Below are 24,058 nucleotides of genomic sequence, written 5' to 3'. Positions count from 1 at the left end.
AGGGGGCGCTATAGCCCGCCTCGATTCCCCCTCACCCGGGATCGGGCCCGGCGGAGAGGCTGTGCAGGCAGGCGATCAGGCTGCGCGCCTGGATGTTGACGTAGTGGCTGTGCCGCAGCAGTTCGCCGAGCTGGTGCACGGTCAGCCAGCGGTGGTCCGGCGGCTGGGCGTGCACGTCGAGGTCGGTCTCGATGATGAGGTAGCGGTTGCGGGCGTGGTAGAAGCGCCCGCCCTCCTCCGACAGGACGGCGTCGTACCTGATCTGACCGGGCCGGGCCCGCTCCACCTCACCGATCCAGCGCGGGCGGGCCGAGCGGGGCAGGACCTCGTAGTTGTCGGGCGTGCACTGCACGGTGGGCGCGAGCTCGACCACGTCCACGTAGCCGGCCTCCACGCGGGCGTGCACGAGCACGTGCAGCACCCCGTCGATGCGCCTGACCAGGAACGCCACGACGCCCATGCCGTGCGGCTCGATCATCGGCTGCGACCACCGGCTCACCTCGCGCCCGCTCGCCTCGACGCGGACGCCGATCACGTCGAAGAACCGGCCGCTCTCGTGCGAGATCCGCCCGTCCACCCTGCGCCACCCGGGCAGGGCGTTGAGCGGGACGGTGCCGGTCCGCACGTCGGTACGGCTGCGCAGGTCGGTGATCCAGCTCAGCACGTCGTCCATCGACCACAGTGCCGGCGCGCCGGGGTCGCAGGACCTGACGAGTGCGGAGCGGAAGCCGTCCGGGCCCGGCCGCAGCACTGCGGCCAGGCCGGGGTGGGCGACCGGCAGGCAGGACAGCACGGTCCGGGCGTCCATGTTGACCAGGTCGTCGACGGCGAGCAGCCGGTGGAGCTGGCCGACGGTCAGCCAGCAGAAGCCGTCGAGGAGCTCGACGTCCTCGGTGACCTCGACCACCATGTTCCGGTTGCGCTTGCGGTGGAAGGCCGACCCCTGCTCGGACTGGCGCACGTCGGTGATCAGCCGGTGCCGTCCGGCGTCCTGGAAGTACTCCAGATAGGGAATCGGCCTGCCCTGGTGCACCCTGGTGTAGTTGCTGCGGGTCGCCTGGACGGTGGGCGACAGCTGGGGGCCGTCGCAGTTGCCCGGCTCCACCTTGGCCTGCATCAGGCAGTGCAGCACCCCGTCGAACTCCTTGACGAGGATGCCGAGGATGCCGACCTCCGGCTGGTTGATGATGGGCTGCCGCCAGTCCGGCACCGGGCCGTCCTGGATGCGCACGTCGAGCCCCTCGATGGTGAAGAACCCGCCGCTGCGGTGGCCGATGTTCCCGGTCACCGGGTCGCTGCTCCAGCCTTCGACCGCTTCGAGCGGGACCCGCTCGGCCCGCGTATAGGTACGGAGCCCGAGGTCGGCGAACCAGCGGCGGAAGCTCGCGAGGTCCATGACCCGCCCGTCCCGGCACATCGCCGACTCGGCGATCCGCAGGGCCGTCTCACCTCCCCGCCCGGTCGGCGGGGCCGCCGGCACGGCCAAGGAACGCGGGAAAAGATCCGTCATGAGAACTCTCCTGGATAGCCGCCGGGGACGGGGACGTCAGCGAGCGGCCGCCTCCCACATGTCCCGCACAGATTCGTCGAGGCCGATTCGGGGGGCCCAGCCCAGCAGTTCTCCGGCGAGGCGGATGTCGGCCATGGTCCAGCCGTCTCCGCGCGACCCCACCGGCTCCCCGCGCTCTTGGAGGACCTCCGGCGGGAGTCCCGCCGCGGCGACGAGGCGCGCCACCATCTCGCGGATCGCGACCGCCACGCCGCGGCCCACGTTGACGACCCGCCCGCAGGCGGGCGCGCCGGCGGCCCTGACCACCGCGTCCGCGAGGTCGCGCACGTCGAGGAAGTCCCGCCGATCGTCGCCGATGCGAAGCTCCAGCTTCCGTGACGGCGGCAGCGCGCGCAGCCCGGCCAGGACGGAGCCGAGGAAGCTCGCCGTGGTGACGTGCGGGCCGCACACGTTGACGGCCCGCAGCACGACCCCGTCCACCCGGCCCAGGCGCGCGGCGCGCAGGATCGCCTCGGAACCGGCCAGCTTGGTCCGGGCGTACGGGGTGAGCGGGCGGGGGCTGATCTCCTCGTGGATGGGCTCGCCGCGCGGCACCGGGCCGTACTCGTGTATGGAGCCGACCTGGACGAGACGCGGCGGTGAGGTCATGCCGGCCAGGCCCGCCAGAAGGTTCTCCACCAGGGTCACGTGGTGGAACGTGTTCGCCTCCTCGGTGGCGAGCCACCCCCCGGTCGCGTTGACCACGACGTCCGCTCGCAGCCGGACCAGGGTCCGCGCCAGTTCGGCGGGCACCGCCGTGGCGACGTCCAGCGGCACGAAGCGGTGAGCGGCCGCGCGCGACGTGCGGTGCCTGGCGACCGCGACGACCTCGTGTCCCGCGGCCGAGAACGCCTCACAGACGGCGCCGCCGACGAAGCCGGTGGCGCCAAGGACCACGGCCACTCGCGATTCGCCCACAACGGCTCCTCCGTGTCCTCTCGTGGTCCTCTCGTGGCGCCGGCGGCTCCCCGATCCCTCCGCGTCCACCCGCGCGCCTTCTGAAGGCGAGGCTCCCACCCGCCGCTCGCGGTGCGCTTGACGCCCGCGGGGCGGCCGCCTGGCCGGGACGATCGGCAGTCGAGCGGCGCGCGACCCGCCCAGTCATCGTTGAGCCCGATCCGAGACGCGCCGGACATGCTCGACCCGAACCGGCTCGCCACCGGACGCCGGAGGAGCCGGGTCACCGCGAGCGCCCGCGACGGCCCGAACCGGGTACCGCCCGGCGCCGCGCGACCGGGGCGCACGTCCGCCGCGCCGCCGCCTTCGAGGAGACGTCTTCGCGGAAACGCGCGCCGCCTTCGAGGAGGGCCGGCGGGAAGGACGGATCGCCCGGAACGGGCGTGGTGGTACAGGACGCCCCCGAAGGCGACCGGCGCCCGATCGCCCAGACCGGAGGAGTTCTTATGCGTGTGTTGTTCACGGTGTCCTCGTGGCCGACCCACTACTCGGCGATGGTGCCGCTCGGGTGGGCGCTACAGGCCGCGGGACACGAGGCCCGCGTGCTGTGCACGCCCTCCCAGGCCCGCCCGGTCGGCGAGGCCGGGCTGCACCCCGCCCCCGTACTGAACGGCATGGACGTGGTCACCCGGTTGCGGCTCCAGTACTACGCGGAGGCCGTGGAGGGTGTGTGGCCCTATCCGTGGTTGCCGCTGCACCCGCTGACCGGGGAACAGCTCGGCGACCTCGGCGACTTCGACGTCGACGGCTTCCGGGAGAACGTCGCGCCGGAGCTGTCCGCGAGGACCGCTCGAAGCTTCGACGCGGCCGTCGAGTACGCCCGCGCCTGGCGTCCGCACGTCGTGCTCCACGATCCGGCCAGCCTCGAGGGGCTGCTGGCCGGCCGGGTGATCGGCGTGCCGTCCGCGCTGTGCCTGTGGGGGCCGGTCGGCACGCACGAGGCGGAGCACATGCGCATCGTGCCGACCGACCACAGCGGCTCGTTCCCCCGGTACGGCCTGGGCGAAATGAGCCTCGACATGATCGAGAACGTGGTGGATCCCTGCCCGGCCTCCCTGGCCCCGCCCACCTCGGCGCGGCGCCTTCCGGTGCGGTACGTGCCCTACAACGGCAACCGGCCGGCCCCCACCTGGCTGCTCCAGCCCGCGGACCGGCCGCGCGTCTGCGTCACCTGGTCCACGGCGCTGTCCACCGTCTCGGGACCGAACTCCTACCTGCTGCCCAAAGTGATCCACGCCCTGAGGGACCTGGACTGCGACGTGATCGTCACCGCGACGCCCGCGGACGTGGCCGCGCTCGGCGCGGTGCCGGTGTCGACGCGCGTCGTGGAGCACGTGCCCCTGCGGCTGCTGCTGTCCGGATGCGACGCCGTCGTGCACCACGGTGGGAGCGGGAGCACGCTGACCGCCCTGCACGCCGGGATACCGCAGTTCGTCGCGACCTTCGCCGCCGAGCAGACCGTCACGGGCGAGCGCCTGGCCGCCTCCGGCTCCGCCCGGCACCTGCTCGGGCACCTCGCCGACCGCAACGCCATCCGCGCCGCGGTGGGCGAGCTCCTGTCCGACGGCTCCTACCGCGCCGCCGCGACCGCGCTCCGTGAGGAGATCATGGCCCGTCCCACTCCGGCCCGGCTGGTGGAGTCACTGGAGGAGCTGGCCGCCGTCTGAGGGCGCGGGAGCCCGGCTCCGTCACCGCCGGGCGACCGATCGCGGAAGATCTCATCGTGCCTCCTTCGCCGCCGTCCGGCATCCGCGCTCAATCCGGGGAGCGACGGCGCAGGACCCCTTGAAGGGTGCTGGAGGCCCGCTGAAGCCGGTCCCCGCACTACTCGCCGACGCTCATCAGCCTTCTGCGGCCGGCGGCCGCGGGCTTTCCCGGCCCGGCGGCGGGGCACAGCCGGCCGGGGTGGGATCCGGGGTCCAGCGCCATGGTCAGGCGCTCCCGGGCGTAGCTCAGGATCAGCTGGGGGAAACGGTAGCGGATCTCGCCGTCCTCGTACTGCGTCACCGTGATCAGCCGGTGCTCGACCAGGCCTTCGAGGGCGGCGCGGATGTCGGCGGCGTCCCAGCCGAGCAGTTCGGCCGCCTCGTGCGCGGTGAATCTCGGAGTGGGCAACATGCTGAGCAGGCGGAAGACGGCCTGCTCCTGCCTGCCCAGCCCGACGTAGCTGGAGTCGAACCTGGCTCGAAGGTCGAGGTCACCGACCCGCAGGAGGTCGAGGGTGGGCTGCGGCCCGGACAGCCGCTCGACCATGTCGGTGATCGAGACGCCGGGTGTCATCGCCAGACGGCTGCCGATGCACCGCAGGGCGAGAGGCAACCGGCCGCCCAGTTCCACCAGCCGGTCCGCCGCCGCCGGCGCCCGGTCCAGCCGCGCGCGGCCGACCACCCGCCCGAGCATCTCGACGCCTTCGGCGCGGTCCATGACGTCGAGGTCGGCGTCCCAGCTCCCGGCCAGCCCGTGGAGCCTGCGCCGCCCGGTGACGACGGCGGCGCACCGCGGATCGCCCGGGATCAGGGGCCGCACGTCCGCCGGGGACGCGGCGTCGTCCAGGACCACGAGGAGCCGCCGTCCGGCCGTCACCGAACGGAACAGCGTGCTGCGCTCCTCCAGCCCGCCGGGGATGAGCGCCTCCGGGACGCCCAGCGCAAGGAGGAACCCGGCGAGCACCTCCGCCGGGTCGCGGGACCGTTCGGCCGAGCCGCGAAGCTCCGCGTAGAGCTGTCCGTCCGGAAACCGGTCGCGCAGCCGGTGCGCGAGGTGGATCGCCAGCGCCGTCTTGCCCACCCCCGGCATGCCGCTGATCGCCACGATCAGGGTGGCGGTCCGCTCCCTTGCGGAGGACGCCGGACCCGAGAGGATCTCCTTGACGATCTCCGCGCGCCCGGTGAAGTCCGCGATGTCGGCGGGAAGCTGGGCCGGGGGTCCCAGCGGCGGAACGAGGGCGGCGATCGGCCCCGCGTCGACCCCGGGGGCGGCGGGGATGGCGGGGGTGGCGGGGATGGCGATGGCCGAGGCGGGCAGGGCGGGGGTGCCGGTCGCGTCGACCGCGACGGCCTCCGGCTCGGTCTCGTGCGCGGAACGCGAAGCCTGGTGGGCGGGACGCGGGTTCTCGTACACGGGACGCGCGGTTTCGTGGGCGGGCTTGGGCGAGCGGTCCGCCGCCGGGGTCTCGGGCCGGCCGGGCCCGCCGTGGGCGGGGAGGGGCGTGGGGTCCGCCGGGGGGCCGGGGGTGATCGTGAGCCGGCCCTGGTCGCCCGGGTCGCCGAGCGGGGCGTCGGCCAGCAGCGCCTGGTGCAGTTCGCGCAGCTCCCTGCCCGGATCCAGGCCCAGGTTCTCGATCATGTTCTCTCGCAGGACGCGGTAGACCTCCAGCGCCTCGTGGCGGCGTCCCGAGCGGTGCAGGGCGACCATCAGGGACGCGTGCAGGTGCTCGTGCAGCGGATAGGCGAGCACCAGCGACTTGAGCTCGCTGACCAGCTCGCGATGGCGGCCGAGCTGGAGGTCGGTCTCGATGCGGAGTTCCAGGGTGCGCGTCCTCAGCTCCTCCAGGCGGGTCACGTAGGACGACAGCAGCCCGCCCTGCACGACGTCGACCAGCGCCTGGCCGCGCCACATGGCGAGGGCCCGGCGCAGGGTCGTGGCCGCGGCGGTGACGTCGCCGCCCTCCAGCGCCGCCTGGCCCAGGGCGGCGTCCCGCTCAAAGCGGTGGAGGTCGATCGAGCCGTCGGGGACCTCGAGGACGTATCCGCCCGGCCGGGTCCTCAGGATCTCCTCCGTGCCGGGCTCGGTCAGGATCTTCCGCAGTTTGTAAACGTACGTCTGGAGCGTCGTCATGGCGCTCATGGGCGGGCTTTCTTCCCAGAGCTCGTCGATAAGCTCGTCGGTGCGCACCATCGTATTCCTGCGAAGAAGCAGGAGCGAGATGACCTGACGCGGTTTGGACGCCGTCGGTAAGACGTTGTTACCGTTGCAGAGTATTTCCACAGGACCGAGCACCCGAAAATCCATTGAGCCCCCAAGCTGAACCGTCGGCGCAGAACTCATTGAAGCTAACTAAGACCTTGACTCCTTACAAGACGGTCAGTCCGAAAGTTTTCTGACTGCGCCCCGTCGGGCCGCTCGGGTACGACCGAAAGTCTCCGCGGGGCGCGCCGTGCCGCCGTACGGCACGCCGCGGTTCACCGTTCGCCGCGATCTCCGGGCCCCTTCGCCCTTCAGCCCGGCCGGACCTGCCGGTCCGGCCTCGACGGCCGGCGCTTCGGCCCGGCGCTCCGCGCCCGCTCCGCGGGGCCGGGCTGGCCGGCGGCCGCGGCCCCGACCGTGATCAGCGACGCCGCCACCGCCTTGTTCACCGCGTCGATCCGCGAGACGGCCCCCAGCTTGCCGAATATCTTGCCGAGATGCCGCTTGACCGCCGCCTCGGTGAGGGAGAGCCTCGCGGCGATCTGGGCGTTGCTCAACGCCTCCGCGGTGAGCTGGAGGATCTCCCGTTCGGTCGTGGTCAGCACCCCCTCGACCGGGCCGCGCAGGTGGAACAGGCTGTCCTGGGAGACCGAGAGCACCACCCTGGCGTCGTCGGAGGTGACGCTGCGGATCGCCGCCACGAGTTCCTGCCTGGTGGCGCTCTTGAGCAGATAGCCCCGGATGCCCGCGTGCAGCAGGCTGCGCAGCAGTTGCGGTCCCTCGAACATGCTGAGGACGACCACGGCCGTGCCGGGCGAGAGCCTGCGGATCCGGGTCACGGTGGTGACGGCGTCGTCTCCGGGGATGCTGATGTCGAGCAGCACCACCTGCGGCCTCGTCTCGGCGGTCAGGGTGACGGCGGTGCCGCTGTCGCTCGCCTCACCGACGACGACCATGTCCTCCTGGGTTTCCAGGATCTCCCGCACTCCGTCCCGCACCAGAGCGTGGTCGTCCACGATCAGGATCTCCGTCCGCGCCGGGTCAGGCCTCGCCGCGTTCGGAAAGCGGGACGTAAAGGTCGACATGAGTTCCTCTCCCCTGCACCGTGGACATGGTCAGCTTGCCGTCGAGCAGTTCGGCGCGTTCCTGCATCGCCAGCAGGCCGATACCCCCGGCCTCCTCCTCCGGATCGAACCCCGTGCCGTCGTCGTCGACGTACACGCGCAGCTCGTGCGGCGCGATGTGCACGCTGACAGACAGAAGACCGGGGCGCCCGTGCACGATCGCGTTGCGGACCGCCTCCCTGACGATGAGGAAGACCTCGTCCTTGACCGTGTTCGGCGCCCAGGACTCGTCCCCGTTGATGGTGAGGCGGAGGTCCGCCTCGTTGACCGGCAGCGCGGCGAACGCGGTCAGCAGGGCTTTCTCCAGGTTGTTCACCTCCTGCACCCGGAGGTCGGAGGTCGTCTCCCGCAGGTTCCGCATGGCCTCCTGCAGCGCGAAGCGCGCCCGCTCGACGGGTTTGGCGGCCTTGCGTAGATCCGAGCCCCGCTCCTTGGCCACATCGAACAGTTCCGTCTGCCGGAACGCCGTGTCGAGCCAGAAGCCCACCCGGTCGTGCAGGTCGCGCGCGATGCGGTCGCGTTCGCCGGCCTGGGCCGCGTGCACCCTGTCGAGCAGCCGGCCGGAGTGGGCGACCAGACCTGCCGAGAGCCTCGCCGTGATGCTCCCGTTCAGGACGGAGACCGCGAGCGCGAACAGGGCGCGGTCACCGGCGGCGTCCGCGTGGTACGTCAGCCGGCGCACCACGACGTCAGAGAACGCTTTCCAGAACAGCAGCGAGTCGAGCGGATGCGCGGCGGCGCTCTCGCCGTCGCCGGTCACCCGCAGGTCGTTCTCCGCCACCAGGGCGCGTCCGGCGCGCAGACTGTCCACCACGTCGGAAAGGACCAGGTCGGCGTCGGCCAGAACGCGGGCGCGGGCGTCGGTGTCGTCGGCGATCGGCCCGCTCATCGCGTCGAGCGCACGCTCGCACGCGGCCCGGATCCCGGCCCTGTCGGTTTCCATGAGTGATGCCAGATTCTGCGCCGCGCTTTCCGGCGTCGGCAACATGCCGTCAACGTCGATATCTCTTGTCACCAGCAGCCTCAGAACTTGTCGAATCCATTGCAGGCGTCCGGTCGCGATACAGGGACGGTGCGCCTCGTGGCGGGGTCGTTCAGTTCGGAAGGAGCCGCCCCGGTCATGCCCGAACAACCGAGTCGGTCGGCAGCTGCACGAAATCCAATCTCCTTTTCGTCCGGCGACGGTGGGCCGCTCGCGCATTCCACTCCGACCAGGAGGTCGCTTGGCAAACACATTCGACGGCGAGCGGATATGACCGTCTGGAAGTCCCCGTATCGAACGGCCCGGCCTGACGGCGTCGCGCCTGATCAGCGAGAAACCTGCCCGCCGAACCGCGCACGGCGCCGTGCCGCGCCTTCCTATCGATCGAGGATTTCAATCGGCGAGAGCAAGGTCAATACCTGCTCACGAATTAAGGCAAAAGTCATTTTGCGTCACATTTCAGTCACACAAAATAAGGGGTGGGTTGAGCTTTTCGTGACCGGTGGGGCCCGTGGGACTCATGAGATCGCGCCCGCCGGGACCGCCACGGCCTTTTCGGACACCCGGTGTCCGGCGATATCAGCGCACGGGCGGCCTCCCCCGCATCCTGAGAACGAATATTTGCTGATTGCCGGTTTTCGACCCTAGGGGTGCTTTCATACGTGAGGGTCGGCTGCTTTCCCAGCGCCCCCCTGTCACGATTCGCCATGGCGCCATGGCGAATCGTGACAGGGTCGGCCGGCAGCGACGTTTCACAGGCGGGAGCTCGGTGGATCAAGCATGAACCTGGCACCACGAGGCGCCCCTGAGCTGGTTGCCGGCCGATGAATACACCGGTGGCATGGACGTCTCCCTTCTCCCCCGTGATCCGGCGTGTCGCGCCGCACTATGCTCCGTGGGGTGGCTGAGATCCGATCCCGCACCGGCTTGGGTAGCGGTCGCGTTCCGCTTCGGGGAGCAGGTGGGGCGACTCGGGTGAGGCGTCCTGGGAGGGGTGCCGCCAAGCCCCTCCTTCGCGAGCGCTCCTGGCAGGAGCACCTGCCGGGCCCCTGCGACGCCGGTCCCCCGACCGTCTTGGAGAAGTCGTCATGACCACGCCTGAGCACATCACCACCTGGCGCGACGCCCGTTTCGACATGCCCGTCGGCCGGCAGCTGGAGCGCTACGACGAGCTGGCCGCCAGGAACGCGTCGGCTCGCGCCCGGGCCGAGCTGGTGGCCCGGGGGATCTATGATCCCGCCCGGCACGGGGCCGATGACCGACCCGCGCTCACCGTGGCCGAGCACATCGAGCTGCTGGCGCTGGCGGAGTGCATCGCGCGTACGGTGCGCCATCCCTCCAACTTTCATCACGCGCTGCTGGCCGGGGTCACGTGGGCGCAGATCGCCCGTGTCGTCGACTCCGACGAGTTCGCCGTACGGCGGGCCTACCAGCGGTGGGCCGACGACCAGCATGAGCTCAACCAGCGCTACCCTGACCGCGGCATGACCGCCGAGGAGTACGCCGCCGCGACCGCCAGAGTGGCGGAAGGCGTCGGGGACATCCGCTGAGTGAGACACCTGCTGGGCGAGACGGCCGCTTGAGTGAGGTACGCGGCGGTCCCGGGGCGGGGTGGCGGGACTTCTCGCGCGGGTCCTGCGGGCGCGGGCGTTCGTCTACCGTGGGGGGATGTGCATGATCGGTGATCTGTCGGGTGGGTCGTTCCCCCGCGGTCATGGCCGCCGGTGCTCTCGGTGCCGTCGCCGGTGACGGCGGTGCGGGGCGGTGCCGGTGGCGGTGTTTCGGCGGTCGCGGATGTGGCACTGGTGCGAGGCGAGCGGCCGTTGACGGCGGCCCGGATGCGGGAGGGGTGTCGCCGGGATCATGCGGCCTGCTGATCTGAATCGTCTCAGTGTGGGCGAGTCGGCTGATCGTTACGTGGAGCTGGTGCGGGCCAAGACCCTGACCGGCGCGCTGTCGGTGTCGACGGCGGAGGTGTACGCGCGGGATGTGTCCACCTTCGTGGACCTGGTGGGCGAGGAGGTGGTGCTGGACGACCTGACCGGTGAGGACGTGGACGCCGTCCTGCTGGCCTTCGCCCGCAAGCCCGACGGCCGGCGGCGTTCGCAGCCCGGCGAACAGGCGGGCGCCACGCAGTCGGCCTCCTCCCAGGCGCGGTTTCGGCGGTCGATCTCGGCGTTGTTCAAGCACGCGGTGCTGGCGGGGTGGGTGCAGGTCAATCCGATGGCGATGGCGACGGTGACGGCCAGGGAGCGCGGGGGGTTGCGGCCCGAGCGGCGGGCGTTGACCCGCGAGCAGGCGCGGGGGCTGATCGGTGCGGCGCGTGAGCTGGGCGGCGGCCCGGGCGGTGGTGCGGCGGCGGCCGAGGCGTCAGGGGCGCCCGTGGCGGGTGCGGGGCGGGTACGGCGGCGTGACCAGGACACCGAGTTGCGTGACGGGCTGATCGTGTTGATGTTGTCGACGATGGGGCCGCGGGTGTCGGAGCTGGTGCGGGCCAACGTGGAGGACTTCTACACCAACGACGGGGTGCGGTACTGGCGGATCTTCGGTAAGGGTGGCAAGACGCGGGACGTGCCGCTGCCCGGTGATGTCGCGCTGGTGCTGGAGGCATATCTGCTGCATGGGCGGACGGCCTCCGCGGACAAGGCGTTGCTGCTGTCGTGGCGGGGGCGGCGCCTGGCGCGGGGGGACGTGCAGGCGGTGATCGACCGGGTGCAGCGCAGGGTGGATCCCGATCGTCGCCGTTCGGTGACGCCGCACGGGTTGCGGCACACCACGGCCACTCACCTGCTGGCCGATGCGGTGGACATGGACGCGGTGCGGCGGGTTCTGGGGCACAGTGACCTGGCGACGCTGGGGCGTTACCGCGATGAGCTGCCCGGGGAGCTGGAGGTGGCGATGCGGTCGCATCCGCTGCTGCGCGGTCCGGCGTCGAGCTGATCACCGGCCGGACGGTGGGTCCGGCGGGTTTTCGTGCCGGGGTCGCCGTTGCGGGGTGAAGTGGGTGTTCAGGCGGCGCGTTCTTCGGTGCGCACCTGGGCCAGGACGTCCAGGGAGACGTTGAGGGCGTGGGCCAGGGCGGCGACGGTGAAGAAGGCCGGGGTGGGGATGCGGCCTGTCTCGATCTTCCGGAGGGTTTCCGCGGACAGCCCGGCGGCGGTGGCCACTTCGGTCATGCTGCGCGTGCCGCGTGCCTGGCGCAGGATGGCGCCAAGGCGGTGGCCGCGTTCGCGGTCGAGTTCGGTCAGCGGGGGTCGCACCATACGCCCGATCCTAGCAATCGCGATAACAATACCGGTATAGGTGTTGGGTGATAGGGGTGTGTCGCAGGCGGGCCGGTGACGCGGTGGTCGGCTTCGTCGCCGGCCCGCCGTGCCCCGGTGACGTGGAGCCGGTCGAGGTGACCGGCGCCGCGCCCGCCGCCGGGTGCGCCGGCGCACGGGCCGGTTCAGGCCAGCAACTCCCCCACCAGCTGGCGCAGTGAGCGGGCGAACCTGCCGGGGTCGCCCTCCCGGGTGAGGTGGCGCACCATGTCGGCGTCGAACATGCCCAGCAGGGCGTGGGCCACGAAGGTGGCGTCCAGGTCGGGGCGGGCCTGGGCGATCAGGGTTTCCAGGTGGGCGTGCCAGTGCACGTAGGTGGGGTCGGCGTGGCGGTCGGTGGCGCAGGAGCGCTCGTGGGCGGCCAGCAGGGCGAGGTTGCCGGCGGCCAGCCGGGAGAGGGCGTCGAGGAAGGCGACGATGCGCTCGGCGGGCGGCGCGCCGGGTCCCAGCGGCGCCGGCCCCGACTCCAGTGCCTCGCGCAGTTGCACGGCCCGCTCCTGCAGCAGGGCCTGCATCAGGCCGGTGCGGCTGCCGAAGCGCCTGAAGACGGTGCCCTTGCCGACCCGGGCGTGCGCGGCGACCTGGTCCAGGGAGATGTGGGCGCCGTGGGTGGCCAGTAGTTCCTCCGTGGCGCGCAGGATGGCGTGGCGGTTGCGGGCGGCGTCGGCGCGTTCGCCCATCGCTCTCCCCCCTTTTTTCCTTCTGGGTAACCGGCTTCCTTTGCGTAACCGGACTATTAGTCCGTATATTAGCCCATACATAACCGGACTATTAGTCCCTTTTGTTCGGCGTGCGGGGGTTCCGCACGCCGCTTCTCCCGGTCAGGAGCATCCGCCATGCGCGCTCTCGTCGTCGACCCCTCGCTCCCCTGCGGTCTGCGCCTGGGTGAGGCCGCCGACCCCGAACCCGGCCCCGGCCAGTTGCTCGTCCAGGTGCGCCACGCCTCCCTCAACCCCGGCGAGCTGGGCATGCTCGCCCAGCTGCCCGCCGGCCACGTGGCCGGCTACGACGCCGCCGGAGTCGTCGTCCGCCCCGCCGCCGACGGCACCGGCCCGGCGAAGGGCACCCGGGTGCTGGCCTTCGGCCCCGGCGCGTGGGCCGAGCTGCTGGCGGTCTCCAGCGCCGACGTCGCCCCCCTGCCGCGCGGAGCCGCCCTGGCCGAGGCCGCGGCACTGCCCATGGCGGGCATGACGGTCCTGCGTACCCTGCGCGCCGCCGGCTCCGTCCTGGGCCGGCGGGTGCTGATCACCGGAGCCGGAGGCGCCGTGGGCCGCTACGGCGTGCAGCTGGCCGCCCGGGCCGGCGCCCACGTCCTCGCCTCGGTCCGTGACGGCGCCTGCGTACCCGCCCTGACCGCGCTCGGCGCCCACGAGGTCGTCGTGGGCCTCACCGGCCTGCGGCAGGTGGCCGAGCCGGTCGACGTGGTGCTGGAGACCGTCGGCGGGCCCTACCTGGTGGCCGCCTGGGCGCTGCTGGCCCCCGGCGCCACCTTGCAGAGCATCGGCTGGGCCGGCGGCGAGCCCGCCGTCTTCCCTCCCGGCTCGACCTTCTTTCCCGGCGCGGCCCGCACCTTGAGCTCCTTCGGCGACGCCGCCGCCGTCGGCGCCGACCTGGGCCTGCTGGCCGGGCTGCTCGCCTCGGGGGCGCTGTCGGCGCAGGTCGGCTGGCGCGGCTCCTGGGAGCGGGCCGAGGAGGCGGTACGGGCGGTCCGCGAGCGGAAGGTCACCGGCAAGGCCGTCATCGACGTCACCCCGGCTCCGGCCTCGGACCTGGGCACGGACCTGGGCACGGGCCTGGGCGCTTGACCCTGCCGTAACGTGAGGGTGCAGGCTGGCACGGTGAGCGGGGAGAGGCGATGAGGCACGCGGCGGGCGACGCGACGTACCAGGGGCCTGATCACGTGCCCGGCGGGGCGCCGGACTACGCCATCGGGCAGGTGGCGCGCATCGCCTCGGTCAGCGTGCGCACGCTGCACCACTACGACGAGATCGGGCTGGTCTCACCGGGGCGGCGTACCGCGGCGGGATACCGCCGCTACACCGAGACCGACCTGCAGCGCCTGCAGCACGTGCTGTTCTACCGGGAGCTCGGCTTCGCGCTGGAGGAGATCACCGCCATCCTCGACGACCCCGCCACCGACACCCTGGCGCACCTGCGGCGCCAGCACGAACTCCTCACCCGGCGCATCGACCGGTTGCGGGCGATGGCGGACGCGGTCGAGCACGCGATGGAGGCGAACATCCTGAGCATTCCCCTGACCCCCCAGGAGCGTTTCGAGATCTTCGGCGGTTTCGTTCCCGAGGACCACGACGAGGAGGCGCGCCGGCGCTGGGGCCACAGCGAGGCCTGGCGGCAGTCTCGTGCCAGGACGGCCGCGATGACCAGGGCCGACTGGGCGCGATTCACCGAGGAGGCCGCCCAGACGGTGCGGGACTTCACCGAGGCCTACCTCGCGGGGCTGCCGGCCGGCGGCCCGCGGGCGATGGAGCTGGCCGAACGCCACCGGGCACACCTCACCCGCTGGTGCTACGACTGCTCCTACGATCTCCACCGCGGCCTGGGTGACATGTACGTCGCCGATCCGCGTTTCACCGCCGTTTACGAGGCCTCGGCCGCCGGCCTGGCCTCCTACATCCGCGACGCCATCCACGCCAACGCCGACCGCGCCGGGCGGCCGGCCTGACCGCCTCTCCCCTCCCCGGCTCCCCGGCCGCCGATGGCGCGGAAATCGGCGGGGACAGGCGGGGACAGGCGGGGACAGGGCAGGGGGCCAGGCGGCCGAGGGGTGTTCAGCGGGCGGCCACGGCGCCGCCGGCGACCTCCCGCCCCCCGTCGAGCTCACCGTCGAGCTCATCGAGTTCGCCGTCGAGTTCACCGTCGCCGGGCCGGCCCGCGTCCAGATGGCCGGCCGGGGTGATGGCCTGGCGGCCGAACTGGGTGCGATACAGCTGCGCGTAGCGGCCTCCGGCGGCCAGCAGCGTGGCGTGCGTGCCCCGCTCGGCGATCCGCCCGCCCTCCACCACCAAGATCAGGTCCGCGGCGCGGACCGTCGAGAGCCGGTGGGCGATGACCAGCGCCGTCCGCCCGGCCAGGGCCTCGGCCAGGGCCTCCTGGACCGCGGCCTCGGAGGTGGAGTCCAGGTGTGCGGTGGCCTCGTCCAGCACCACCACCCGGGGGCGGGCCAGCAGCAGGCGGGCGATGGTCAGCCGCTGGCGCTCCCCGCCCGAGAGGCGGTAGCCGCGCTCGCCGACCACGGTGTCCAGCCCGTCGGGCAGCGCCTGGACCAGATCGGCCAGCCGCGCGCGCCGCAGCACCTGCCACAGCTCCTCGGGTGTGGCCTCGGGGCGGGCCAGCAGCAGGTTGGCGCGGATCGAGTCGTGAAACAGATGCCCGTCCTGGGTCACCACGCCCAGCGTCTGGCGGATCGAGGCCGCCGACAGCTCGCGCACGTCCACCCCCGACAGCCGCACCGCGCCGGCGTCGACGTCGTACAGGCGTGCCAGCAGTTGCGCGATCGTGGACTTGCCCGCTCCCGAGGAGCCCACCAGTGCGATCATCTGCCCGGCCTCGGCGCGGAAGGACACCTCGTGCAGCACCGTCGCGCCGCCGCGCGCGTCCAGCGTGGCGACCTCCTCCAGGGAGGCCAGCGACACCTTCTCCGCCGAGGGGTAGGCGAAGCCGACGTGGTCGAACTCCACCGTCACCGGCCCCTCGGGCACCGCCCGGGCGTCGGGCCTGTCGGTGATCAGCGGTCGCAGGTCGAGGATCTCGAAGACCCGCTCGAAGCTGACCAGGGCGCTCATCACCTCAACCCGCGCCCCGGCCAGCGCGGTCAGCGGCGCGTACAGGCGGGTCAGCAGCAACGCCAGCGCCACCAGCGCGCCCGGCTCCAGCCGGCCGCTCAGTGCGTAGAAGCCGCCGACCCCGTACACCAGGGCCAGTGCCAGCGCCGAGACCAGGGTGAGAGCGGTGACGAACACCGACTGCACCATCGCGGTGCGGACCCCGATGTCCCTCACCCGCCGGGCTCGCGCCAGGAACTCGGCCGACTCCTGGGCCGGGCGGCCGAACAGCTTGACGAGGGTGGCGCCGGGCGCGGAGAAGCGCTCGGTCATCTGGTTGCTCATCGCCGCGTTGTGGTCGGCGGCCTCGCGTTCCATCCGGGCCAGCCGGGTGCCGACGCGCCGGGCGGGCAGCACGAACAGCGGCAGCAGGACCAGTGCCAGCGCGGTCAGCTGCCAGGAGATGCCGACCATCACCACCAGGGTCAAGGTGAGCGTCACCAGGTTGCCCGCCACCCCCGAGAGGGTGTCGCTGAAGGCCCGCTGAGCGCCGATGACGTCGTTGTTCAACCGGCTGACCAGCGCGCCGGTACGGGTGCGGGTGAAGAAGGCGATGGGCATGCGCTGCACGTGGTCGAAGACGGCGCCGCGCAGGCGCAGGATCAGCCCTTCGCCGATGCTCGCCGACATCCACCGGGTCAGCAGGCCCAGCCCCGCCTCGGCCAGCGCGATCACCGCGATCAGAACGGCCAGCCTGACCACGACGCCTGTCGCGGCGCCGCCGACGATGGCGTCGACCACCCGCCCGGCCAGCACCGGTGTGGCCACCGCCAGTACCGCCGACACCACGCTCAGCAGCAGGAACCACACCAGCAGGGTGCGGTGCGGACGGGCGAAGGCGGCGATGCGCCGCAGCGTGGCCGCCGAGAAGGGCCGCCGGTCGTCTTGGGCGTGCATCGTGCTGTACAGCGAATGCCAGGCCGCCATTTCCATGCTCATCACACGTCACCATGTTTCCTGCGCTCGTTGTACGGGGGGATCGCCGGCGGCCGCCGGGCGGCCCGCCTCCACGCGCACCGCCGGGTGGCGCCCGGCCGGGGCGCGTGGGCGGTGCCACACCACGACCATAGAACCTGAAGTTAACCTCAGGTCAACGGCGCCGCCTCCGCGGCTCCTCGCCTGCGTCGCGTGCCCCCGCCGGCGCGGGTGGGGCCCGGCGGGGTGGGCGGCGCCCCGTCCCCCTAGGCTGGAGGTCGTTTCCCCCCGGTCCGGACGCCCCGTTCTCCGGACGGTTCCCCCTTTTTTTGAAGAGGTGTACCCGCCGTGCCGACCGCACTCCGCCTGTTCCGTTACGTGGCGATCGCCGAAGCGTGCTCGTGGGCGGGACTGCTCATCGGCATGTACTTCAAGTACGTCGCCGCCACCGGGGACGTCGGCGTGAAGATCTTCGGCCCGGTGCACGGCGCCCTGTTCGTGCTCTACCTGGCCGCGGTGCTGTACGCGGCCCGCCAGGCCCGCTGGGGCCTGGGCACGATCGTCGTCGGCCTGGTGTGCTCGGTGCCGCCGCTGGCCACCTTGTGGTTCGAGCGGCGCATGCTCGCCCGCCACCGGGAACCGGCCACCGCCTGACCCCGCCTGACCCCGCCTGACCCCGGTTCCGCGGCTTCACAGGTCCAGGATGGCGCGGGTGGCCGCCCGGCAGCGCCGCGGGTCGGTCAGCAGGTCGACGCAGTCGCCGAACTGGTCGATCGAGCCCACCGGCGGCAACGCCCGTACCCGGGCGTCGGTGATGGCGCCGTGCAGGGCGTCGGCGAACCGGCCGGCGTCGATCACCTGGAAGGGCCGGCGGTGATAGGGCCGCAGGCTCCCCTCCAGCGCCGGCGCCACCCCCATCCGGTTGTGCAGGGCCGCCACCCGCCGGTACACCACCCCCAGGTGTTCCTCGCGCCGGCGCCACCCGGTGGCCGCCACCGCCGCCGACAACGCGTCCCCCAGCTCCGCCGTACCCGGCAGGCGGGCGAAGGCGCTGCCCAGCCACTTGGCGTAGGGCGGGTAGCGGCGGCGCATCAGCACCACCAGCCGCATCAGGTCACGGGCCAGGGCCGCGGTGACCAGCGCCGAGCCCACGTCGTCGCCGACCTCCCCGCACCGCCCGGGGAAGGCCTCCTGCTGGGCCAGGCGCCGCCACTGCCCGGCCAGCACGTAGCGCTCCAGGTCGGGCGGATACCAGCGCAACGCGGCGCGGGCCCGTTCCATGACCTCCAGGCCGTCGTGGAAGACCTCCCCGCTGGTGACCTCGGCCAGGCGCTGCCAGGGGGTCGACAGCCAGTCCAGCACGCCGATCTCCCGCAGCGGGTCGAAACCGAGCCGCTCGGTGAACCAGGTCGCCGGATCGCTCACCTGCACCCCGCATCGCTCACCGGTCACGGTGGTGCGATATCCGCGAAAGGCCTCGGGCAGCCGGTCGGCGACGGCGCGCCGGACCGGCTCGGTCCGGTGCGCCGCGACGAACACCACCACCCTGGGCCCCCAGTCATGGTCGGTGGAGCGTTCGGTGTCGAAGGCCAGCACCTCCGACCCGGCGCCGATCAGCGCGGCACTGTGCGGCACGTCGGCCACGATCGGCCGCACGACCTGGGCGTAGAAAACACGTGAAAGCTCCAGGCCAGGGATGAAACTGGACATCATTTCGTCCACTTTGCCTGCCGGGACCGCGCTCCGCACCAGGTTTTCCCCCCGCCCGGCGCACTCGATCGGCGGGCGAGGTTCAGTCGGGGTTCAGGCGTCGTCCGGCGCCGCGGCGGCCAGCGGCCGCCCGCGCAGCCCCAGCCGCTCGTACAGGGCGATGGCGGCGTGGTTGTCGGTGTCGACCATCAGCGCGACCCGCTCGTGCGCGGCCGCCAGCTCACCGAGGGCGAACCGGCACACCCGCTCACCGTACCCGCGCCCGCGCACGGCCGGCGCGGTGGCGACCCCGGCGACGAACCCCACCGGCGGGCAGGACCAGGCGTCGGCGGCCACCGCCACCAGCCGCCCGTCGTCGTCGCGCACCCCGGCCCAGCGCCGCACCCCCGCCACGCCCGGCACCGCCCACGCCGAGGGGGCCGCCCGCGCCAGCAGGGCGCTCACCTCCCCCTCCTGGTCGCCGCGCAGCCACCCCACCCGTCCCGGGCCCGCCTGCCCGCCCGGCGGCCGGGTGAGCGCGGCGCCCGGGACGCCGGCCGGGGTGTCCATCCACTCGAACGAGCCCAGCACCCGCAGGTGCGCCGAGCGGGCGGCCACCTCCTCGACCAGCGTCCGCTCCCCCACCATCCGGTAGGAGGGGCCGACCTGTCGCAGCGCCCACCGCACCAGGGTGCTCACCGCTCCCGCCGGGCCGCACACCGTGAGGCGGTCGCGGCGGTTGAGGTCGGGGCAGGCCACCGCCACCGCCTCCCCCAGCGCCCACGCCCGCACTCCCGGGCCCATCGCCTGGGCCCCCCACAGCACGAGCGCGTCACCCGCGCAGGCCTGCGCGACCTCGGAGGCCTTCACCAGCGGTGTCGGCGTGGCGTTCAGAGCGTTCAGAGGATCGCCCCGGGCCGGTAGGCGGCCGCCTGCGGGTAGCGGGCCACGACCTGCGCCACGCGCGCCACGACCGCCTCCACCTGGGCCGAGGCCGCGCCGGTGAAGGAGATCGGCTCGCCCAGCAGATCCCGCAGCGCCGCCTCCCGCAGCGGGAAACGCTCGTCGGCTCCCAGGCGGGCGATCAGCTCGTTGCCGCCCGCCCCCTCGCGCATCGCCAGGGCCGAGGCCACCGCGTGCTCCTTGATCAGCTCATGGGCGCTCTCGCGGCCCACCCCGGCGCGCACCGCGGCCATCAGCATCTTCGTCGTCGCCAGGAACGGCAGGTAGCGGTCCAGCTCGGCGGCGATCACCGCGGGGAAGGCGCCGAACTCCTCCAGCACCGTCAGCATGGTCTCCACCAGCCCGTCGAACGCGAAGAACGCGTCCGGCAGCGCCACCCGGCGCACCACCGAACACGACACGTCCCCCTCGTTCCACTGGTCGCCGGCCAGCTCCCCGGTCATCGACGCATACCCCCGCAGGATGACCGCCAGCCCGTTGACCCGCTCGCACGAGCGGGTGTTCATCTTGTGCGGCATCGCCGAGGAGCCGACCTGCCCCTCGGCGAACCCCTCGGTGACCAGCTCGTGCCCGGCCATCAGCCGGATCGTCTTGGCCAGCGAGGAGGGGGCCGCCGCCAGCTGCACCAGCGCGGTGACCACCTCGTAGTCCAGCGAACGCGGATACACCTGCCCCACGCTGGTCAGCCGGTGGGCGAACCCCAGGTGGGCGGCCACCTCGTCCTCCAGCGCCGCCAGCTTGGCCGCGTCCCCGCCCAAAAGGTCCAGCATGTCCTGGGCGGTGCCGACCGGCCCCTTGACGCCGCGCAGCGGGTAGCGGGCGATCAGCTCCTCCAGCCGGGCGAACGCCACCAGCAGCTCGTCGGCCACCGAGGCGAACCGCTTGCCCAGCGTCGTCGACTGCGCGGCCACGTTGTGCGAGCGCCCGGCCATCACCAGCCGCGAATGCTCCGCCGCCAGGCGCGCCAGCGCGGCCAGCAACGCCACGCACCGGTCGCGGACCACCACCAGGCTGTCGCGGATCTGCAGCTGCTCGACGTTCTCGGTCAGATCCCGCGAGGTCATGCCCTTGTGCACCTGCTCGTGGCCGGCCAGCGCGTTGAACTCCTCGATGCGGGCCTTGACGTCGTGGCGGGTGACGCGCTCGCGGGCGGCGATCGACTCCAGGTCGACGTGGTCGACCACCTTCTCGTAGTCCGCCTGCGCCTCGGGGGGCACCGCCACCCCCAGCCGCGCCTGGGCGGCCAGCACGGCCAGCCACAGGCGCCGCTCGGCCACCACCTTGTACTCGGAAGACCACAGGCGGGCCAGCTGCGCGGAGGCGTAGCGGGCGGCAAGGACATTGGGGATACGCGGCTTGGCAGTCACGTTGGGTCAGTATATTCCGCCGTCCCCGCCCGCCCCGACCAGGGGCGGGCGGCCCCCGCGAAACGGGAGGGCCGCTCGCCCGCGCGGGCGAGCGGCCCTCCCGCCCGGCTCGTCTTCGGCCGGCGGCCTACCGGGTCGTCGGCGCCAGCTCGTCCTTGTCGTAGACCTTCAGCTGCGGCCGCTCGCCGCCGTCCTTGGGCGTGCGCCGCAGCCGCTCCTTGAGCCGCTCCACCATCACGTACAGGGTCGGCACCAGCACCAGCGTCAGCAGCGTCGACGACAGCAGCCCGCCGATCACCACGATCGCCAGCGGCTGGGAGATGAACCCCCCTGAACCGGTCAGTCCCAGCGCCATCGGGATCAACGCGAAGATCGTCGCCACCGCGGTCATCAGGATCGGCCGCAGCCTGCGCCGGCCCCCCTCGATCACCGCCTCCACGATGCCCATGCCCTGCTCGCGGTACTGGTTGATCAGGTCGATCAGCACGATCGCGTTGGTCACCACGATGCCGATCAGCATCAGCATGCCGATCAGGGCCGGAACCCCCATCGGCGTGCCCGTCGCCAGCAGCAGCCCGATCGCGCCGGTCGCCGCGAACGGCACCGACACCAGCAGGATCAGCGGCTGCACGAAGCTACGGAACGCCGCCACCATGATCATGAAGACGATCGCGATCGCCGCCAGCATCGCCAGCCCCAGCTGCCCGAACGCCTCGGCCTGGTCCGCGCTCACCCCGCCCATGGTGAAGCTCGCCCCCGCCGGCAACGCCAGCGCCTCCAGCTTCGACGTCAGCTGCGTCGTCACCGCGCCCAGGTCACTGCCGGTCGCCGTACCCGACACCGTCGCGCTGCGCTCACCGTCGATCCGCGTCACCTGCGTGGGACCGGCCACCGTGGACACCTTGGCCACCTGCGACAGCTTCACCACGCCCGTCGCCGTCGGCAGCTTCAGCGCGCCCACGGCCTTGACGTCCTCGGGCGCGTCCGCCGTCCGCAGCACCACCGCACCCGAGCGGCCGTCCAGCGTCATCTCACCCAGCGGCGCCCCGCGGAACCGCTGGGCCACCAGCTGCCCGATCTGCGTCTCCGTCAGCCCCCTGGCCGCCGCCTTCTCCCGGTCGACCCGCACCTCGACCCGCTCGGCGCCGGCCGCCAGGTTGGAGGTCACATCCCGCAGCCCGCCCAGGTCGGCCATCGCGGTGCGGACCATCTCGGCCGCCGTCCGCAGCGTCGCCACATCCGGCGCCTGCACGATCACCTGCAGCTGGTCGGTCGCCCCGCCGCCGGGGCCGCCCTGGCCGCCGCCCACGGTGACCTCACCGATCTCGGCTTCGGGCAGCTCCTTCAGCCGCCCGCGCAGCTCCTCCTCCAGCACCGCGCTGTCGGTCTCCTCGGCGACCGTCACCGAGTACGACGCCCGGTCACCGCCACCGCCGCCCGTTCCCAGGAATCCGCCGCCGCCGCCCACGTTCACCTGGTAGTCGCGCACGCCCTTCAGCGACGCCAGGACCTCCTCGACCTTCTTGGCCGCCGCGTCCGTCGTCGCCAGGTCGGTACCGGCCGGCATCCGCTGGCTGATCGACACCGTGTCCTGACCGGAGGAGTCGATGAAGTTGGTCTCCAGCCGCCCGGCCAGGCCCATCGTCGCGGCGAACACCACCACGCCGACCAGGAGCGTCACCAGCCGCCGCCGCGTCGCGAACCGCAGCACCGGCAGGTAGGCCCGCTGCAGCGGGCTGCGCAGCTCCTTGGCCTCGGCCTCCTCACGCACCACCCGCGCCTGCTCCGGCGAGAGCACCGGCGCCTTCAAGAACCAGTACGCCAATACCGGCACCACCGTCAGCGACACCAGCAGCGACGCCAGCAGCGCCACCGTCACCGTGATCGCGAACGGCGCGAACAGCTGCCCCACCATGCCGCCCACCACCGCGATCGGCAGGAACACCGCCACCGTCGTCAACGTCGAGGCCGTCACCGCGCCACTGACCTCGCGCACCCCGGCCAGCACCGCCTTGCGCTTGGCCTCCCCGTATCCCAGGTGACGCTTGATGTTCTCCAGGACCACGATCGAGTCGTCGACCACCCGGCCCACCGCGATCGTCAGCGCGCCCAGCGTCAGCAGGTTCAGCGAGTAGTCGCCCACCCACAAAGCGATCAACGCGATGACCACCGACAGCGGGATCGACGCCGCCGTCACCAGCGTCGAGCGCACCGACAGCAGGAAGACCAAGATGACCAGCACCGCGAACGCCAGGCCCAGCAGCCCCTCGGTCGTCAGGTCCTCGATCGACCGCTCCACGTACGGCGCCTGATCGAAGATCACCGTTATCTCCGAGGAGTCCCCGATCGCCCGCACCAGCTCCGCGCGCTTCTCACGCACCTGATGCGAGATCGCCACCGCGTTGCCGTCCGGAGTCATCGTCACCGACAACCCCAGGCTCGGCTGCCCGTTGGTCCGCGTCAGCGACGTCCCCTCTGCCAGCGTCCGCTCCACCGTCGCCACGTCGCCCAGCCGCACCGGCTTGGGAGCCGCCGGCGGCCGCTGCGCCTGCTGGATCTGCTGGGCCTGCTGGGCCGATCCGCCGCCCGGCGTCTGCCGGGCCTGCGAGGGCGCCTGCTGCGCCGCCGGCGCGGCAGGCGTCAGGTACAGATCCTTCAGCTCCTCCAGCGTCGAGACCCGCGACCCCACCTGAACCGTCAGCGACAGCTTGTCCTGGGTCACGCTGCCCGCCGGAACCGGCTGCCCGTTGGCCCGCAGCACCTCGGCCACCGCCGCCGGCGACAACCCCAGCACCGCCAGCTTGCGGGCGTCCGGAGTGATCGTCACCACCTCGTCGCGGGCCCCCGTCACCGTCGCCGAGCGCACCCCCTCGATGGCCTGCAGCTCCGGCACCACCAGCCGCTCCAGCCGCTCGGCCATGACCCGCTGGTCACCGCCGTCGCCCACCGCCAGCTGCATCACCGGGATGTCGTCGGTCCCGCCCGACAGAACCTGCGGATCGACCCCCTCGGGCAGCTGCGCCTCGATCCGCGAGATCGCCTGCTGCATCTCCGCGACCGCCGCGTCGATGTCGGTGCCGTACTCGAACGCCACCTGGACCTGCGCCATCCCCTCCCGAGACGTCGAGGTCACCTCCGAGACCCCCTCCAGCCCCTGGAAGCTGTTCTCGATCGGCTCGGTCACCTGCTCCTCGACGATCTCAGGAGAGGCCCCCGGGTAGGAGGCCGCCACGAACGCGCCCGGGAACGACAGCGAGGGCAGCAGCTGCTGCTTCAGCGAGGGGATCGAGAAAAGGCCGAACGCGCTCAACACCAGCGCGATCATTATGACGAGGCTGCGGTTGGCGAGGCTCAACCTGGCCAGGGAGGTCATGGGGGCGGGCTCCTCAAGGAGGGATATCACAACAAGATTCGCCCCAGACTAACACTTCGCCTCATACG

18 protein-coding genes are annotated in these 24,058 nt (G+C 72.5%); 6 read left to right on the top strand and 12 right to left on the bottom strand.

All coding sequences use genetic code 11. The features are described from left to right. Positions 1-31: 31 nt before the first annotated feature. Both ACTOQ3_RS11815 and ACTOQ3_RS11810 read right to left on the bottom strand, forming a co-directional pair. Positions 32-1,510, bottom strand: a complete 1,479-nt coding sequence (locus ACTOQ3_RS11815; RefSeq protein WP_440083400.1) for an NDP-hexose 2,3-dehydratase family protein — start codon at positions 1,508-1,510, stop codon at positions 32-34. Between the two features lie 36 nt (positions 1,511-1,546). Continuing rightward, positions 1,547-2,467: an NAD-dependent epimerase/dehydratase family protein gene (locus tag ACTOQ3_RS11810; protein ID WP_440083399.1), complete on the bottom strand. Its 921-nt coding sequence runs from the start codon at positions 2,465-2,467 to the stop codon at positions 1,547-1,549. 485 nt (positions 2,468-2,952) lie between these two features. Between ACTOQ3_RS11810 and ACTOQ3_RS11805 the strand changes: the two genes are divergently transcribed. Further along, positions 2,953-4,173 carry a nucleotide disphospho-sugar-binding domain-containing protein gene (locus ACTOQ3_RS11805; protein WP_440083398.1) on the top strand — a complete coding sequence of 407 codons (1,221 nt, stop codon included), beginning with the start codon at positions 2,953-2,955 and terminating at the stop codon, positions 4,171-4,173. Between the two features lie 157 nt (positions 4,174-4,330). Here the strand turns inward: ACTOQ3_RS11805 and ACTOQ3_RS11800 are convergent, their stop codons facing one another. The 3 genes from ACTOQ3_RS11800 to ACTOQ3_RS11790 form a co-directional block, all read right to left on the bottom strand. Continuing rightward, on the bottom strand, positions 4,331-6,517 hold the full coding sequence (locus ACTOQ3_RS11800; RefSeq protein WP_440083397.1) for a BTAD domain-containing putative transcriptional regulator: 2,187 nt from the start codon (positions 6,515-6,517) through the stop codon (positions 4,331-4,333). A 206-nt stretch (positions 6,518-6,723) separates the two neighbouring features. Then, on the bottom strand, positions 6,724-7,428 hold the full coding sequence (locus ACTOQ3_RS11795) for a response regulator transcription factor (RefSeq protein WP_440083396.1): 705 nt from the start codon (positions 7,426-7,428) through the stop codon (positions 6,724-6,726). 25 nt (positions 7,429-7,453) lie between these two features. Next, positions 7,454-8,479 (bottom strand): sensor histidine kinase, encoded by a 1,026-nt coding sequence (locus ACTOQ3_RS11790; protein ID WP_440083395.1) that lies wholly within the window; start codon positions 8,477-8,479, stop codon positions 7,454-7,456. A 1,127-nt stretch (positions 8,480-9,606) separates the two neighbouring features. Between ACTOQ3_RS11790 and ACTOQ3_RS11785 the strand changes: the two genes are divergently transcribed. Together ACTOQ3_RS11785 and ACTOQ3_RS11780 are read left to right on the top strand one after the other, a co-directional pair. Beyond that, the gene (locus ACTOQ3_RS11785; RefSeq protein WP_440083394.1) at positions 9,607-10,068 is read left to right on the top strand and encodes a hypothetical protein; all 462 of its coding nucleotides are present in this window, start codon (positions 9,607-9,609) and stop codon (positions 10,066-10,068) included. Positions 10,069-10,381: 313 nt separating this feature from the next. Beyond that, positions 10,382-11,458: a tyrosine-type recombinase/integrase gene (locus ACTOQ3_RS11780; RefSeq protein WP_440083393.1), complete on the top strand. Its 1,077-nt coding sequence runs from the start codon at positions 10,382-10,384 to the stop codon at positions 11,456-11,458. A gap of 68 nt (positions 11,459-11,526) precedes the next feature. Here the strand turns inward: ACTOQ3_RS11780 and ACTOQ3_RS11775 are convergent, their stop codons facing one another. Together ACTOQ3_RS11775 and ACTOQ3_RS11770 are read right to left on the bottom strand one after the other, a co-directional pair. Beyond that, positions 11,527-11,781 carry a helix-turn-helix domain-containing protein gene (locus tag ACTOQ3_RS11775; RefSeq protein WP_440083392.1) on the bottom strand — a complete coding sequence of 85 codons (255 nt, stop codon included), beginning with the start codon at positions 11,779-11,781 and terminating at the stop codon, positions 11,527-11,529. 185 nt (positions 11,782-11,966) lie between these two features. Then, positions 11,967-12,521 carry a TetR/AcrR family transcriptional regulator gene (locus ACTOQ3_RS11770; RefSeq protein ID WP_440083391.1) on the bottom strand — a complete coding sequence of 185 codons (555 nt, stop codon included), beginning with the start codon at positions 12,519-12,521 and terminating at the stop codon, positions 11,967-11,969. A gap of 156 nt (positions 12,522-12,677) precedes the next feature. Between ACTOQ3_RS11770 and ACTOQ3_RS11765 the strand changes: the two genes are divergently transcribed. Then, the gene (locus ACTOQ3_RS11765) at positions 12,678-13,646 is read left to right on the top strand and encodes a zinc-binding dehydrogenase (RefSeq protein WP_440083390.1); all 969 of its coding nucleotides are present in this window, start codon (positions 12,678-12,680) and stop codon (positions 13,644-13,646) included. A gap of 50 nt (positions 13,647-13,696) precedes the next feature. Next, complete coding sequence (locus tag ACTOQ3_RS11760; protein ID WP_440083389.1) at positions 13,697-14,524, top strand: MerR family transcriptional regulator; 828 nt, start codon at positions 13,697-13,699, stop codon at positions 14,522-14,524. 106 nt (positions 14,525-14,630) lie between these two features. On the opposite strand, the gene ACTOQ3_RS11755 is transcribed toward ACTOQ3_RS11760, so the two are convergent. Continuing rightward, complete coding sequence (locus tag ACTOQ3_RS11755) at positions 14,631-16,622, bottom strand: ABC transporter ATP-binding protein (RefSeq protein WP_440083388.1); 1,992 nt, start codon at positions 16,620-16,622, stop codon at positions 14,631-14,633. A 324-nt stretch (positions 16,623-16,946) separates the two neighbouring features. On the opposite strand from ACTOQ3_RS11755, the gene ACTOQ3_RS11750 reads away from it, so the two are divergent. Further along, a complete protein-coding gene (locus ACTOQ3_RS11750; RefSeq protein WP_440083387.1) occupies positions 16,947-17,252 on the top strand; it encodes a DUF3817 domain-containing protein in 306 nt (101 codons plus the stop codon). Between the two features lie 36 nt (positions 17,253-17,288). Here the strand turns inward: ACTOQ3_RS11750 and ACTOQ3_RS11745 are convergent, their stop codons facing one another. The 4 genes from ACTOQ3_RS11745 to ACTOQ3_RS11730 form a co-directional block, all read right to left on the bottom strand. Then, the gene (locus ACTOQ3_RS11745) at positions 17,289-18,311 is read right to left on the bottom strand and encodes a DUF4037 domain-containing protein (protein ID WP_440083386.1); all 1,023 of its coding nucleotides are present in this window, start codon (positions 18,309-18,311) and stop codon (positions 17,289-17,291) included. Between the two features lie 90 nt (positions 18,312-18,401). Continuing rightward, positions 18,402-19,157: a GNAT family N-acetyltransferase gene (locus tag ACTOQ3_RS11740; protein ID WP_440083385.1), complete on the bottom strand. Its 756-nt coding sequence runs from the start codon at positions 19,155-19,157 to the stop codon at positions 18,402-18,404. A gap of 29 nt (positions 19,158-19,186) precedes the next feature. Then, positions 19,187-20,617, bottom strand: a complete 1,431-nt coding sequence (gene purB / locus ACTOQ3_RS11735; RefSeq protein ID WP_440083384.1) for an adenylosuccinate lyase — start codon at positions 20,615-20,617, stop codon at positions 19,187-19,189. Positions 20,618-20,744: 127 nt separating this feature from the next. Further along, positions 20,745-23,990 (bottom strand): efflux RND transporter permease subunit, encoded by a 3,246-nt coding sequence (locus ACTOQ3_RS11730; RefSeq protein WP_440083383.1) that lies wholly within the window; start codon positions 23,988-23,990, stop codon positions 20,745-20,747. Between the last annotated feature and the right edge of the window lie 68 nt (positions 23,991-24,058).

This window comes from Streptosporangium sp. LJ11 (genome assembly GCF_051918945.1).
Classification (GTDB): domain Bacteria; phylum Actinomycetota; class Actinomycetes; order Streptosporangiales; family Streptosporangiaceae; genus Streptosporangium.
Note: the sequence above shows the minus strand (reverse complement) of the source record. Positions and strands in the feature narration are given on the sequence as shown.

Bases quoted from the DNA above. Each gene is read 5' to 3' on its own strand.
- ACTOQ3_RS11815 (WP_440083400.1), bottom strand. From the start codon at position 1,510: ATGACGGATCTTTTCCCGCGTTCCTTGGCCGTGCCGGCGGCCCCGCCG.
- ACTOQ3_RS11805 (WP_440083398.1), top strand. From the start codon at position 2,953: ATGCGTGTGTTGTTCACGGTGTCCTCGTGGCCGACCCACTACTCGGCG.
- ACTOQ3_RS11800 (WP_440083397.1), bottom strand. From the start codon at position 6,517: ATGGATTTTCGGGTGCTCGGTCCTGTGGAAATACTCTGCAACGGTAAC.
- ACTOQ3_RS11790 (WP_440083395.1), bottom strand. From the start codon at position 8,479: ATGGAAACCGACAGGGCCGGGATCCGGGCCGCGTGCGAGCGTGCGCTC.
- ACTOQ3_RS11785 (WP_440083394.1), top strand. From the start codon at position 9,607: ATGACCACGCCTGAGCACATCACCACCTGGCGCGACGCCCGTTTCGAC.
- ACTOQ3_RS11780 (WP_440083393.1), top strand. From the start codon at position 10,382: ATGCGGCCTGCTGATCTGAATCGTCTCAGTGTGGGCGAGTCGGCTGAT.
- ACTOQ3_RS11775 (WP_440083392.1), bottom strand. From the start codon at position 11,781: ATGGTGCGACCCCCGCTGACCGAACTCGACCGCGAACGCGGCCACCGC.
- ACTOQ3_RS11770 (WP_440083391.1), bottom strand. From the start codon at position 12,521: ATGGGCGAACGCGCCGACGCCGCCCGCAACCGCCACGCCATCCTGCGC.
- ACTOQ3_RS11765 (WP_440083390.1), top strand. From the start codon at position 12,678: ATGCGCGCTCTCGTCGTCGACCCCTCGCTCCCCTGCGGTCTGCGCCTG.
- ACTOQ3_RS11760 (WP_440083389.1), top strand. From the start codon at position 13,697: ATGAGGCACGCGGCGGGCGACGCGACGTACCAGGGGCCTGATCACGTG.
- ACTOQ3_RS11755 (WP_440083388.1), bottom strand. From the start codon at position 16,622: ATGAGCATGGAAATGGCGGCCTGGCATTCGCTGTACAGCACGATGCAC.
- ACTOQ3_RS11745 (WP_440083386.1), bottom strand. From the start codon at position 18,311: ATGATGTCCAGTTTCATCCCTGGCCTGGAGCTTTCACGTGTTTTCTAC.
- ACTOQ3_RS11730 (WP_440083383.1), bottom strand. From the start codon at position 23,990: ATGACCTCCCTGGCCAGGTTGAGCCTCGCCAACCGCAGCCTCGTCATA.